The sequence below is a fragment of the Dactylosporangium roseum genome, assembly GCF_025264685.1.
Lineage (GTDB): Bacteria > Actinomycetota > Actinomycetes > Mycobacteriales > Micromonosporaceae > Dactylosporangium > Dactylosporangium roseum.
In genome coordinates this window covers 5590066-5603118 of sequence record NZ_CP073721.1, presented here as the reverse complement: position 1 = coordinate 5603118, position 13053 = coordinate 5590066, and the positions used below count along the sequence as shown (strand labels likewise).

Below are 13053 nucleotides of genomic sequence, written 5' to 3'. Positions count from 1 at the left end.
CGAAGTGCATAAGCTCTGGAAGTCCCTGCCGGAGCGCGGCCAGCGACGCCGCGCCGGCCCGGCGGGCGTCCGCGGCGGTCAGCGACCTCAGCGGCACCCGGTCGACAGACGTGACCTCGACCAGTCCGACCGCGGTACGCATCCGGGTACCGACCCTGACACGAGGCCGTTCCCACTGGCGGAACGCCACGTCAACCTCGCCGGCACGGATCCCCGCCAGCTCCGCGGGACGCATCTGCATGCCCTAGTGCAACACATCGCCGCGCGCCCGCACTGCGGCAGATCAGTGAAACTCCGAACTCGTCTCCAGGCTCCCGACGCGAGGGCTCTCGATCACGGAAAGCCGCACTCACGACCGGCAGACAACGCCACACCGCAACTGCGGCGGCCCGGTGGGAACGTCCGCTTTGCTGCCAGTCTCACCGACCGGCTGGCGGTCGCCGCACCCTGTGTCGGGTGCGGCGACCTCCGTGTGGCCGGGTCAGTAGATGTTGCCCATCTCGGTCGATGTCACGCACCGGGACGTGTCCTTGACGCAGACCTCGACCTTGAAGCCCAGCAACGGGTCGCCGCCATTGAAGGGCCCGTTGAACGATTCGTATCCACCGTGGCAGCCGCTGTTGTTGACGTGCCACGGCCCGTACCAGTTGTACTGATCCGTGCCCAGGTGGATCTGGTGGGCGATGATCCGGATCTCAGCGGCGTGACCGTCGCAATCGGTGTCCGCCACCGACATGCGCACGTAGGCGCTGTAGTGGTTCTGCCACGTGACCGTGGCACTGCCGCAGGCGCCGGTGAAGCAGGCGTCGCGCCGACTCGTACTTGCGGCGGACGCCGGTGAGCCGGTGAACGCTAGCATGCATATCAGGCCAGCCGCGGTGACGGCAACCGCCAATAGACCATTGCGCTTTCGCACGATGTGCTCCTCCCATTAGACACTGTCGATCAACGCTGCGGCGTGCCCGGATCGGTGACCAGGCCGGGCCGTACTGGGCAGCGGGGCGGACACGGTCGCCCGTGGGTCCCGCAGCCGTCGCAACGGGACCCACGATGCAGTGCCGACAATGAGAGAATGGTGCGAAGAACCTAAAATTCGCAGGTCAGGCTGTCAGTCACCGGCACCAGGAAGTCCGTGGGTGGAGAGTCGTGATGGGAGTCCGGTTCCGGATTCTGGGTGGCGTCGAAGTCCAGATTGACGATGTCGTGATCGATGTGGGACACCCCAGGCAGCGTGCGGTGCTGGGAGTGATGGTCATGGAGGCCAACCAACTCGTGACCGTCGACCAGTTGCTCGACCGGGTCTGGGGAGGACAGCCACCGTCCCGGGGTCGGGAGACCGTGTACAACTATGTGTCCCGCCTGCGCACAGCCTTGCGCGCCGCGGGCGACGAGGTTCGCCTGCACAGCCGTTCCGGCGGCTACCTTCTCACGGTCGACGAGCAGGCCGCGGACATCCATCGGTTCCGCGCCCTGGTCACCCAGGGGCGGGGCGCGCACGATGATCAACAGGCCGTCGAATTGTTCGAGCAGGCCCTGCGGTTGTGGCGAGGCGAACCGATGTCCGAGTTGGACACGCCTTGGGCGACCGGTCTGCGCGCCACGTTGGACGGCGAACGTTTGGCGGCCGAACTCGACCACGTCGACGCCGCGTTGCGCTGCGGTAGGCACGCCGAATTGCTGCCGAGCCTGTCGGCGCGGGCGACACAGCACCCGTTGGATGAACGCGCCGCCGGCCAGATGATGCTCGCCCTTTACCGCTGCGGCCGGCAGGCCGACGCGCTGCAGCACTACGAAGCATTGCGCCGCCAGCTCGCCGATGAGCTCGGCGCCGACCCCGGACCAGACACCCAATACCTGTTCAAGCAGATACTCACCGCGGAACCGGAGCTGGCCCAGCCGCGTACTCGGCCCCTTGCCGCTGCCGACGACCCCGCTCCGGCTGTTCGGCTCGATCGGGCGGCCGAGGAGTTGTCCACCGCCGTGAAACACCAGTGGACGGCCGAAGCCGAGATCCGGTCGCTGCACCGACCGGCACCGGTACGGGTGCGGTGGTCGACCACGGGCCGGCCCGTGACCCGCGAGCGCGAGGCGCTGCGCGGTGACATCCTCGACATGGCCAAAAAGTTCCGCGGGCTCGCGACCCCGCAACTGGTGGTTCTCGGCGAGCCAGGAGCGGGCAAGACGGTGCTGGCGACCCTGCTGACTCTCGGGTTGCTAGTCGATCGCGGGCCGGGCGATCCGACACCGGTGCTGCTGTCGCTGTCATCCTGGAATCCCCACCGGGAACACCTGCGCTCCTGGCTGGCCCGCCGAATGTTGGAGGATTACCCCGGGCTCGGCAACGCCAAAGCCTATGGGCCCGACGCAGCGACCCGCCTGGTGGCCGAGGACCGGGTGATTCCGGTGCTCGATGGCCTCGACGAGATGGCACCGGGCGTGCGCGCCGCCGCGATCGACGCCCTCGACCGGGCGATTACCGGCGGCCGTCCGCTCGTCGTGACCTGCCGCGCCGCCGAATACGAGAACGCGGTCCGGCACGGCGACATCCTCGCCAGCGCTGCAGTGGTGGAGATCGAACCGGTCGAACTCGACGACGCCGTCACCTTTCTCACCGCCGGCCGCCTCCCCGGCGACACCCGCTGGCAGCCGGTCGTCGAGCACCTGCGTCACCACCGCGACGCTCCGCTCGCGCAGGCGCTGTCGACCCCGCTGATGGTCGACCTGGCCCGCACGACCTACCGCGACGTCGCGAGCGACCCGGCCGCGCTGATCGACCCGCAACGGTTCAGGGATCGAGCCGTGATCGAGGACCATCTGCTCGGCGCCTTCCTCCCCGCCGTGTACGCCCAGCGTCCCCAGCCGCCAGGACTGCCCCCCTCGACCGCGCGGAGCTACGGCCCGGATCAGGCCCAACGATGGCTGATGTTCCTCGCTTGCCACCTCCGCAGCCTGCGGACCCGAGACCTCGCCTGGTGGCAACTGGGCCGCGCGATACCGCGTCACGTCCGAGGACTTGTTTTCGGCCTGCCGCCGGCGGCCTTGTTCGCGATCGTCGGACTCCTGGTCCGTGGCCCCGCCGCGGCCTGGGTCTACGGTCTGTCCACCGCGGCGGCCGGTTTCGCCGCCCAAGGCTGGGGCACACGCCCAGCACCCTCGAGGGTCGAGTTCCGCTTCCGGGGCACAGCCGTGGCGTTCCTCGGCCGGGCACTGATCGGGGTGGCCATCAGCATCGTGATCGGGCTGCTCTGGTCGCTCTCGATCGGGCCCGTGGTCATCCTGGCGTTGGTCTTCGGGCTGAGCACCGGACTGCCCGTCTGGCTGGAGACCCCGACAAAGGCGGATCACGCGTCCAGTCCGGCGACAACCTACGCGCAGGATCGTGTCGCCACGCTCGCCTTCGCCTTGTCTGTGGCCGTGTCGATCGGGCTGTTCTATGCGTTCGCCATATCCGTCAGTCAGCCCCACTCCAACCTAGGCCCGGCCGCGGACCCCTTTCACCTGAACCGAGCACTGCCGGCCGCAGGTGTATCCGCCTTGTTCGGCTGGTTCGCCTTCCGGTACATCGGCGCCGCGAGCTACGGGCTCGCGGGCTTCGTCGTCGGCGGTCTGGCCATGGCCCACCACATTTCACTGGGCCTCGGACTGACGGCGGGAGCCGTCTTCGGGCTCGCCGTCGGTCTCACCGCCGCACTGTCCCGCTCCTGGGGCGCCTACCAGCCCAGCCGGGCTTGGCTGGCCCTTCGTGGGCAGATACCCCTGCAACTGAACCGATTCCTGCAGAACGCCCACCGGCGCGGCGTACTGCGCCTGGCCGGTGCTCTCTATCAGTTCCGCCACACCCGGCTGCACGACCGTCTCGCCGACGGCCGACCTCACGAGCGATAGCCGGGGTTGGTCGAGCCACGATGTCGCCGCTCGCGGACGCCGGTCAAGCCACAGCTCGGCCGTCGACGACGAGATCGTTCGCTGTGCCACGCGTCGTACCGGCACCGTCGCTGCTTATAGGCATTGGCGCGTCCGCGCGACTCTCGGCAGATGAGTACGTCGATCTTGGCTTGTCGCGAGGGCGCACGACCGGCGGTCGAGGGTCTCGTAGCCCACGCTGCAGCGATCGCGTTGTGTTCCGATGGTGATCGGATGTGGCGCAACCGTTCAGCACGCCGGGCACCGTTTCGGCATGCGCACCCTTCGATCGCCCCATCGGCGGCGGACGTTGGGAAGCTAGATCGCGTGGACCTGCGGATACGCGCCGCACGTTTGGAGTACGGGGCCTCGCGAACCAGCACGTTTGGTCTGGCCGTGAGGCCGCCGTCATCATTTCGCTGCGAGAGTACGAGTCACTTAAGGATACGGCGTACCTGATGGCGAGCCCGGCCAACGCCCGTCGGCTGAACGAAGCCATCGAGGAGCTACGCACCGGCGGCGGCGAGATGCACGACCTGATCGACCCGGACGGGTCGTCCGCCTCCGCCGCAGAAGGTGCAGTTCGCCTCCCGCGGCTGGGAGGACTACCTGAGCTGGCAGCAGGACCGGGAGCTGCTCAAGCGGGTGAACGCGCTGATCGAGGACGTCCGGCGCAACGGCCATCAGGGCATCGGCAAGCCGGTCCTCCGCTGAGGCGCTCATGTCCGCCGAGGCCGGCGCGCCGTGCGGCGCGGGCCCACAGTGAGATCTTTAGCAGTTCGGACCGATGGTGTCCGTTCCGGTGTAGACGAACGCGTCGCTGACCCAGGTGCCGTCGGTCAGCTTGTCCCAGACCGCAGTAGTGCCCCAGCGGCCGGTGAGGCTGGTGCCGTTGCGCCAGCAGGAAATGGTGACGGTGGCACCGTCGGAAGCGGATCCGACGATGGCGTACTCGGTGCCGGGTCCTGAGCGCTTGTTGATGTACGTATCGTCGTTGGCGTCAACGACGCCCTGGTCAAGGTTGAGGGCCCCGTAGTTGTACAGCAATCCACCGGTATCTGTGTGCTGGCCCCCGGCGGCGACGAGTGTGCTGCCATGCAGCGCGTAGCCGCCGTACGCGGATGGTCCATTGATGAACGTCCACTTGCCGGCAGATCGCGTGTTCCACGAAACCCGGGTGTCGCCGTTGAGGATGGACCAGTGGACATGCCGATAGGGGGCAGAGCCGCCACAGGACACGTCGGTGCCGGTGTAGCCGAGGAAGGCCCCTTCGCTAACGGAGCCGCCGTTGTAGTTGACAGGCGACCACATGTGGTAATGGTCGGTGGTGTAGCCGCTGTCGTGGTAGACACGAACCCAGCCGCCGTACTGTCCCGAGCTGTCCCCGTCGCACATCAGATACGCGGTGCCACTGCCGGGAGCCAGCACTCGGAAGTCCCCACCGTTCAAGTCTATCGAGCTATATGGGGTGTCGGAGCCGTTCCAACCGTGCGGTCCGCCGGTGAGTCTCCAGGACTGGCCGATCGCGAACGGCAGGCGCAGCCCGGTGTTGTACGTGGTGTCTGCCGTGGACCTGATCGTGACGGCGGTCGGTCCCAGCACTTGACGCTCCCGGGCGGACAGGACGGTTGTCGGCGCTTGACTGGCCAAGGCGCTGAAATTCGCGGTGCCGTCGAGGACCGCCTCCCATTCAGAACCGGTGCGGTGAGCGAGGAACATCCACCCCAGCGGGTACCGGTCGGGTTTCGCGGGTGCGGTCAGCACCGCACTGCCGAAGGCCCAGTCGCCGGCCTGGCGTTGGACGTCGACCCGCGCGTGTCGCCCGGCGGCGGTTGCCTGGGTCTGGCTCAGTCGCGCCCGCTGCATGATTGCGGCGGATACGGTTTCGTACAAGCTGCTACCCGGGGCGGCTGGCGGGGCGGCCACCGACATTCGGGCGGGAATCGCCCCGAAGAGCACCGCAGGCAGCGTGATCATTGCGGCGGCGAACGCGCGGCTGGCGATGTAGGAGTATGTGGACACGGCTTGCTCCTTACGTGTCGGCGAAGGCCGGTTGGCCTTGGTCAACGGATCTAGAGTCAGGGAATTCCAGCAGAAACATGTCAATGAATCTATGGAAAGAACCCGATCGTAGAAAGCTGAAGCCGCAGGGTTCACCCGAATGTGGACACCGGGCCAGGGGCCACCCGCCTCGGACCGCCCAGGCGGGTGGCTGAGCCGGCCATTGACCTCACGCCGGTCGCATCATCAATCCATCACTATCTGTGTGATGGGGGGCGGTCGTGGGCGAGCGTGCGGTCGGCACAGGAAGCACACGTTTGAGGTCGTGCTGAGGCCGGCCACGTGACCTCCCTCGACCACGGCACCGTGCCAGGCCGCGATCCTATTGAGGACCACGTCGCAGCCTTGGCTGCCGCTCTTGTCGGCCCGGCACAGGTCAAGGTCCGGATGCTGACCGAGGTGCGCGACGGCCTCACCGATGCCGCAGCGGCCGTCGCCAACGGTGTCACGCCCGATGGCCACGCCGCCCGCCGCGCGGTACGCGATTTCGGGAGCGTCGAGGAAATCGCGCCCTCCTTCCAGCAGGAACTCACCATCGCCCAGGCCCGCCGGTTGCCCACCCCAGCCCATTCCCCCCGCGGTGAACAGAATGTTCTCGCCAAGCGTTCGCCTCGTTCGAAACTGTTCCTCGGTCAACTCCTCGGAGAACGGGCCGGATGTCAGTGTTGCGCAGGTCGCATCGCGCTCGGGTGTAGCCCCCGCGTCATCGCCCGGGCCGAGTCAGGGGATCGAAACCCTCGTCGGGCGCGGAGCTCTCCTGGGCCGCCTCGATCTCGACACGGCTCGTTCCGTACCTCCCGTTCGAACGCTGTAGGGTTCCAGAACCCCGTCATCGTGATTGACCTGGACGGATGCACCGCGCTGGGCGATGCCATCGGGCATCATCGTTACCCGTGTCGCTACGTCTGGTCTACCTTGTTGGAACCCCACAGGTCGTGGTGGGCGTTGAGCGTTCGGAACTGTTCGGAACGATCCCAGTGGATTGACCTGCGGATGAGTGGGCTGTTGAACTCTGAACAGGAAGGCGAGAATCGATCATCGGGAGGATCAATGCGTAAACGCACACTACCGGCCGGTTCGACTCGTATGCGTCACATGCTTACTAGTGCGGTAGTCGGAACCGCAATGGTTCTCGGTACAGCGGGGGTTCCCGCACAAGCTGCCGCGGTTTCCGCACAAGCCGCCGCCAATTGCGGAGGCTCCGGGATCGACTGGGTCGGCGGCACCTACACTGAGGTATCGTCCAACTGCAGCGTCTTCGGATCAAGTCATACCAAAGTCACGTATGAGGTGTTCGGGGATAGGGACCACCCCCACCAGCGCGCCGTGGTCGAGGTGTACGGGATTGAGCACGGCAGACCCACGTGGTACTCCCTCGGGACAATCGCTCCAGGGCCCTCTACCTATCATACGGTGCCGTGGGGCAACAATGTAGCCACGCCGAAGATCCGCATCACGGCAAAAGATACACACAATGGCGTTCTCGCCGCGAAGATCACCTTCAGTCACTGACCTTTAGTGTTCAAACTCGGCTGTCATCAGACCTGCTGATCGGCTGACAACTACCTGGACGCGGTCCGAGAGTAGCGCCTCGCTCTCGGACCGTTCCATGTCCACGCACGAGCAATGCTCGAAACCTGTGGATGAGCGCCGCCAACGCCGCCTGGCTGACGCGGCATCGCCGTGAGTACGCCGCCGACCTTCCTTACGGCCTTCCGATCCCCGACTTCACGACAGTGATCATGGTTTCCGTCGAAGGGTTCGGTGAACTCAGTACAACCCGGAAGCTCTTGACGTTCCAGATCGGCCCCACTTATCGTCTCACCCACCTGACACGCTGAGTCATTCGAGGTAGCCCGTCCGGGCCTCACGTGTTCACGATGGAGGCGGGATGGCACCGGGGAACCACAAGAACGACACTGGCGTCGAGGGCGAGGCCGGCCCGCCGTCGCCACGCCGGCCGCCCTCCGGCCCGCCGGTCTGGGACAGCATCCTCCACGAGATCGTCATCGACAGGCAAAGCGCGATCCCGCCCGTGGAACAGGTCCAGAACACGATCCGGCACAAGCTGGCCACCGGGCGGGTGCCGGAGGGCACCCGGTTGCCGTCGGCGCGCCGGCTCGCCGCCGCGATCGGCGTGACGTCGGCAACCGTCGGGCGGGCGTACGCCGCGCTGCAGGGTGAGGGCCTGCTGGCCAGCGCGGTCGGCGTGGGAACGACGGTCGTCGACATCAAGAACCTCGAGCAGGCCGCGAAGGAACAAATGGAGCGGGCCGGAAGCATCATCCTCGACAACGCGATCAAGGCCCTGCGGCGCATCGGCTACAGCACGCCGGATCTGCGCCGGGCAATGTCTCAGGCGGCTGAGAGGCTCGGCTGGGCCATGGACATAGTGTTCATCGGGGCGAGGGGCTCGTCCATCGAGACGCACGTCGAGGAGCTGCGAAAGGCCCTCGCCGACGAACTGCCGGTGAGCGTCTTCCCGGTCTTCCTCGACGAACTCGAGAGCGGGGTCGTCGGGGCCGTGAACCTGGTGGAGCGGGCCGACCTGATCCTCACGCCACTGGTGTACAAGCGCTATCTCGTCGGTCTGCTGGGCGACCGGACCGACTCGGTGCTGGTGATGATGTCCGAACTGTCCCGGAGTGTCACTGACCAGTTGCTCAATATCGAGCCGGATGCCCGGGTGTTGCTGCTGTCCAAGCCGCTGTCGCGGTCGATTGCCCTCGGGATACTGCAGGAGCATGGCCTCCGCGAGCAGTTGGACCTCGCCGGGGACGATCTCGCCGAGGCCACGGTGCGGGAACACTGCCGCAAGGCGAATGTCGTCGTGCACACCACGGACCTGACGGAACTGGTCCAGCGGTGCGCGGGATCGATGCCGGCCATCGCTCTGTCCATGACACTGCGCACGGAGTCGATCGAAGAACTGCGGGAGTACCTGCGGGCGTCGCAGGCTCAGAGCGCGCCCATCTCGGCGAAGGTGGAGCAGCCATGAGCCCCACGCTGACGTACGGGGCGACGCTCGCCTTCGACTTCTACGAGTTCCCCCGGTTTGCGTACCTGTTCAGGTAGATCCGGAGAACGGCATCAATTTGTGCGACCTATCGATCGATAGGCACGACGACCATGCATGAATCGAAAGGATCTCAACGATGGCTGTGCTGACTGAGGTGGACCGATACATCTACGGCGCGCGCCTGAAGGGCTTCCTGAACAAGCCCGCCGAATCTGTCGCCATCCTCACCGAGGCGATCGAATCGCATCCGGACGACGCCCGGCTGCTGCGCTACCGCGGTCACCGGCGTATCACCATCCGCGACTTCCACGGCGCTGTCGCGGACCTCGAACGGGCTGGGGAACTCATTGCGGGCCAGCCCGACGAGCACGAGTTCTACCAGGCGGACACCGAACCCGACATCATGAACATCATCATGGGCCGGGAGTCGCAGGTGCGCGATCAGCACATCCCGGTCGACGACGAGACCATCGCGGCGACCAGCGGCATGTACAAGAGCACCCTGCACGGAAGCATCTGGTACCACCTGGCCGTGGCGAAGTACCTGCTCGGTGACTTTCGGGGCGCGGACGAGGCATTCCAGCGGGCGAACGAGGTGGCCGTCGACGACGATCTGCGGGTCGCCATTCTCGACTGGCGATACATGTCGCTGCGTCGATCGAATCAGCTAGCCGAAGCCGAGGCCCTGATGGCCGCGGTACGGATTGCCGACTACTCGGTGAGCGCGAAGGAGGACTTCTACCTGCGGCGGCTGAAGCTCTACAAGGGGGAGGCGACCCCCGAGGATCTGATCGGCAGTAACTCGGGCAGCCACCTGAGCGTCGCCACGCAGGGATACGGTGCCGGCAACTGGTTCCTGTACAACGGGCAGCCGGACCGGGCCCGGGAGCTCTTCCAGCAGGTTATCGAGCACGGATTCAGAGACGCCTTCGGCTACATCGCGGCCGAGGTCGAGCTCGAGCGTCTCGCCGGGGGGAACTGATGGCGGGCAATGCGATGGCCAGCCGGCACGAGGTGCGGCGGCTGCCGGTCAGCTTCGACCGCGACGGCACCGAGATCTCCATTGCCGTGCACACCATCAAAGGTTCGCGGCCCGGCCCGACGCTGTCGTTGTTCGGGCCGCAGCACGGCGATGAGTGGTTCACGGTGCGGGCCCTGTACGAGGTGGTCCGCGACCTCAGGGGGGAGGACCTGGCTGGCACGGTGAACATCGTTCCCGTCTGCAACCCGCCGGCGCTGCGGGACGGCACTCGGGTCACCCAGGTCTCCGCGGACGAGCCCGACATGAACCGGGCCTGGGGTGGCAGCAACACGTGGATCGCCAACCAGCTCACGAATGTGTTGACCAGCGAGGTGGTGGCGGGCTCGGACGCGCTTGTCGACTTTCACCTCGGGCCGTCGAATTCCGCGTTCGGCGCGGTCTGCTACGGCAAAGACTTTGCCGACGACGCGTTGAACGCGAGGTCTCGACAGCTCGGCCACGCGTTCGGATATCCGGTCGTGGGCGCCCTCAACGTTACCGGTGGCTTTCCGGGACCGCGTTCGCTGGCCGGGTTCGCCGGTGCCACGCTCGGCATCCCCACGGTGCTCGTGGAGATCGGCGGCGGCGGGTTCTCCGAGGAGGCCGCGACGGCCTGGATCGCCGACATCGTGCGCGGGGTCCGCAACTTGGCCATCGCGTTGGGCATCCTCGACGGCGATCCCGTTCTGCCGGATCGGGTGTTGAGCTACACGACCACCCGCCGGGTGAACCCCAGCGTGGGTGGCCTGCTCGTCCCGGAGCACAGCGATCGACCGCTCGGTGGTGAGGTGCGCGCCGGCGAGCTGCTCGGGACCGTCGTCTGCCCGCAGACGTATGTGGAGAGAGAACGGCTCACCAGTCCGTGCGACGGGTGGCTCTTCTACACCGCCGTGAGCTACCTGGTGAGGCCCGGCGACTGGGCGTTCGGTGTGATCGACGCCGCTGATGCGCGCTGGTCGGCCGATGACTGAACCGGCAACGTCGGAGCCGCGACCGCCCGAAGTCGGGCCACCCGTTCTCGAGGTGGTCGATCTGTGCACAGAGTTCGTGCGACGGGACGGCGTGGTTCGTGCGGTCGACCACGTCAGCTTCTCGATCGGGCGCGGCGAGACCCTGGGACTGGTCGGCGAGTCCGGATCGGGCAAGAGCGTGACCGCCCTGTCCATCGTCGGGCTCGTCGCCAAGCCCGCCGGCAGGGTGACCGCAGACCGGATCATGTTCGACGGTCGCGATCTCGCTCGGCTGGGAACGCGTGACCTGAACACCGTGCGCGGGCGGTCCATCGGCTTCATCTTCCAGAATCCGATGACCAGCTTGAACCCGACCCTCCCCATCGGCTTCCAGATCGCCGAGCCGATGCGCACACACCTCGGCGTCACCCGGGCAGAGGCCCGGCGGCGTGCCGCCGACCTGCTGGGCCGGGTCGGTATCCCGCATGTGCGCAGTCGTCTGGACGACTTCCCGCATCAGTTCTCCGGCGGCATGCGCCAACGTGTCATGATCGCGATCGCGCTGGCCTGCGAGCCGCGGCTGCTGATAGCGGACGAGCCGACCACGGCCCTGGACGTCACGGTTCAGGCCCAGATTCTGGACCTGTTGCGGACGCTGTCAGCGGAGATCGGCACCGCCGTACTGCTCATCACGCACGACCTCGGTGTCGCCGCCGGGATCTGCGAACGGGTCAACGTGATGTATGCCGGACAGCTCGTTGAGTCCGCGCCCATTGTCGAGCTGTTCGCCAAGCCCCAGATGCCGTACACCCAGGGACTGCTGTCCTGCCTGCCGCGGATCGACGACGACGTCGACAGCCCGTTCTCGCCGATCAAGGGTCAGCCACCGAACCTGGCACTGCGGCGGACCGGTTGTGGATTCGCGCCTCGCTGCGACCACGCCCGGGAGGTGTGCCTGCGCGGCGAGCCGGCGCTGACCACGCGTGGGCCCGGCCGGTGGGCCCGTTGCTTCGGCACCGACGTTGAGGGGTGGGTCGCGTGACGACCGAGCAGATGTCCCCGCCCCCGGCGGAGTCCGCGACCTCGCTGGTGGACGTTCGCGACGTTCGGGTCCAGTTCCGCGGGCGCGGTCGCCAGGGCGGCAAGCGCCCGCTCATCACGGCGGTCGACGGTGTCGACCTGCGGATCGCGCGCGGCGAGACGCTCGGACTCGTCGGCGAGTCCGGCTGTGGCAAGAGCACCTTGGGGCGGGCGATGATCGGCCTGCGGGACCTCGCGAGCGGCTCGGTGGTCTTCGACGGGCACGCCATTTCGAGCGGTACGTCGCGCCGGATGCGGAACCTGCGCCGTCGCATGCAGATCGTCTTCCAGGATCCGACCGGATCGCTGAACCCGAGGATGACCGTGGGAGCGACCATCGCCGAACCCATTCGCGCCTTTGGCCTGCGGTCCGGGCGCGAGGTCGAGGCGCGGGTGGCCGAGCTCCTGGTTCAGGTGGGACTCGACGCGGGGATGGCGCATCGGTACCCGCACGAGTTCTCGGGTGGGCAGTGCCAACGAGTGGCCATCGCGCGGGCGCTCGCCGCGGAACCCGAGTTCATCGTCTGCGACGAACCGATCTCAGCTCTGGACGTTTCGATCCAGGCCCAGATCCTCAATCTGCTCGTGGGCCTGCGCGACGAACTCTCGCTCACGCTGCTCTTCATTTCGCACGATCTCGCCGTGGTGCGTCGCATCTCCACGCGGATCGCGGTGATGTACCTCGGCAACATCGTGGAGATCGGCGACCGGCAGAGCCTCTACGCGCACCCGGCTCACCCGTACACCTCGGCGTTGCTGTCGTCGGTGCCGATTCCCGACCCGACGATCGAACGGGGCCGGACCCGGGTGTTGCTCAAGGGCGATCTGCCCAGCCCGGAAAGCCCTCCCGCCGGCTGCGTCTTTCACACCCGGTGTTGGAAGTTCCAGGCCCTCGACCAGCCCGACGTATGCCGGACCGCCCGGCCGCCGATCACGAACGTGGGCGACGGCCAAGCCGTCGCCTGCCATTTCCCGCTCACCGCTGACACGGCCCGATCCGGCAGCAGCCCTCGATGAAA

The 13053-nt window shown here is 67.0% G+C and carries 12 protein-coding genes and 1 pseudogene; 9 read left to right on the top strand and 4 right to left on the bottom strand.

Annotated elements, in window-relative coordinates; translation table 11 throughout:
- Positions 1-481 precede the first annotated feature (481 nt).
- Together Drose_RS26175 and Drose_RS26170 are read right to left on the bottom strand one after the other, a co-directional pair.
- A complete protein-coding gene (locus tag Drose_RS26175; RefSeq protein WP_260723975.1) occupies positions 482-859 on the bottom strand; it encodes a hypothetical protein in 378 nt (125 codons plus the stop codon).
- A 227-nt stretch (positions 860-1086) separates the two neighbouring features.
- A complete protein-coding gene (locus Drose_RS26170) occupies positions 1087-1221 on the bottom strand; it encodes a hypothetical protein (RefSeq protein WP_260723974.1) in 135 nt (44 codons plus the stop codon).
- A gap of 15 nt (positions 1222-1236) precedes the next feature.
- Between Drose_RS26170 and Drose_RS26165 the strand changes: the two genes are divergently transcribed.
- From Drose_RS26165 to Drose_RS26155, 3 genes and pseudogenes are all read left to right on the top strand, one after another.
- Positions 1237-3885, top strand: coding sequence for a BTAD domain-containing putative transcriptional regulator (locus Drose_RS26165; protein ID WP_260723973.1), 2649 nt, complete (start codon positions 1237-1239; stop codon positions 3883-3885).
- A 410-nt stretch (positions 3886-4295) separates the two neighbouring features.
- Positions 4296-4475: pseudogene (locus Drose_RS38825) on the top strand (type II toxin-antitoxin system Phd/YefM family antitoxin); the annotation flags it as partial.
- Positions 4476-4479: 4 nt separating this feature from the next.
- Positions 4480-4617, top strand: a complete 138-nt coding sequence (locus Drose_RS26155) for a type II toxin-antitoxin system YoeB family toxin (protein ID WP_260723972.1) — start codon at positions 4480-4482, stop codon at positions 4615-4617.
- A gap of 57 nt (positions 4618-4674) precedes the next feature.
- Here the strand turns inward: Drose_RS26155 and Drose_RS26150 are convergent, their stop codons facing one another.
- A complete protein-coding gene (locus tag Drose_RS26150) occupies positions 4675-5925 on the bottom strand; it encodes a M23 family metallopeptidase (protein WP_260723971.1) in 1251 nt (416 codons plus the stop codon).
- A gap of 225 nt (positions 5926-6150) precedes the next feature.
- Positions 6151-6600 carry a hypothetical protein gene (locus Drose_RS26145; RefSeq protein ID WP_260723970.1) on the bottom strand — a complete coding sequence of 150 codons (450 nt, stop codon included), beginning with the start codon at positions 6598-6600 and terminating at the stop codon, positions 6151-6153.
- Positions 6601-7607: 1007 nt separating this feature from the next.
- Here Drose_RS26145 and Drose_RS26140 point away from each other — a divergent pair.
- From Drose_RS26140 to Drose_RS26115, 6 genes are all read left to right on the top strand, one after another.
- Positions 7608-7805: a hypothetical protein gene (locus tag Drose_RS26140; RefSeq protein ID WP_260723969.1), complete on the top strand. Its 198-nt coding sequence runs from the start codon at positions 7608-7610 to the stop codon at positions 7803-7805.
- A gap of 50 nt (positions 7806-7855) precedes the next feature.
- A complete protein-coding gene (locus Drose_RS26135; RefSeq protein ID WP_260723968.1) occupies positions 7856-8962 on the top strand; it encodes a GntR family transcriptional regulator in 1107 nt (368 codons plus the stop codon).
- A gap of 157 nt (positions 8963-9119) precedes the next feature.
- Positions 9120-9965 carry a tetratricopeptide repeat protein gene (locus Drose_RS26130; RefSeq protein ID WP_260723967.1) on the top strand — a complete coding sequence of 282 codons (846 nt, stop codon included), beginning with the start codon at positions 9120-9122 and terminating at the stop codon, positions 9963-9965.
- Positions 9965-10975, top strand: coding sequence for a succinylglutamate desuccinylase/aspartoacylase family protein (locus Drose_RS26125; RefSeq protein WP_260723966.1), 1011 nt, complete (start codon positions 9965-9967; stop codon positions 10973-10975). The genes Drose_RS26130 and Drose_RS26125 overlap by 1 nt, the downstream gene beginning before the upstream one ends.
- Complete coding sequence (locus Drose_RS26120; protein ID WP_260723965.1) at positions 10968-11996, top strand: ABC transporter ATP-binding protein; 1029 nt, start codon at positions 10968-10970, stop codon at positions 11994-11996. Before Drose_RS26125 ends, Drose_RS26120 begins: the two co-directional genes overlap by 8 nt.
- The gene (locus Drose_RS26115) at positions 11993-13051 is read left to right on the top strand and encodes an ABC transporter ATP-binding protein (RefSeq protein WP_260723964.1); all 1059 of its coding nucleotides are present in this window, start codon (positions 11993-11995) and stop codon (positions 13049-13051) included. Before Drose_RS26120 ends, Drose_RS26115 begins: the two co-directional genes overlap by 4 nt.
- Positions 13052-13053 lie beyond the last annotated feature (2 nt).

Excerpts from the sequence above, each read along its gene's own strand:
- Drose_RS26125 (WP_260723966.1), top strand. The coding sequence starts at position 9,965 with ATGGCGGGCAATGCGATGGCCAGCCGGCACGAGGTGCGGCGGCTGCCG.
- Drose_RS26120 (WP_260723965.1), top strand. The coding sequence starts at position 10,968 with ATGACTGAACCGGCAACGTCGGAGCCGCGACCGCCCGAAGTCGGGCCA.
- Drose_RS26130 (WP_260723967.1), top strand. The coding sequence starts at position 9,120 with ATGGCTGTGCTGACTGAGGTGGACCGATACATCTACGGCGCGCGCCTG.
- Drose_RS26175 (WP_260723975.1), bottom strand. The coding sequence starts at position 859 with ATGCTAGCGTTCACCGGCTCACCGGCGTCCGCCGCAAGTACGAGTCGG.
- Drose_RS26135 (WP_260723968.1), top strand. The coding sequence starts at position 7,856 with ATGGCACCGGGGAACCACAAGAACGACACTGGCGTCGAGGGCGAGGCC.
- Drose_RS26140 (WP_260723969.1), top strand. The coding sequence starts at position 7,608 with ATGAGCGCCGCCAACGCCGCCTGGCTGACGCGGCATCGCCGTGAGTAC.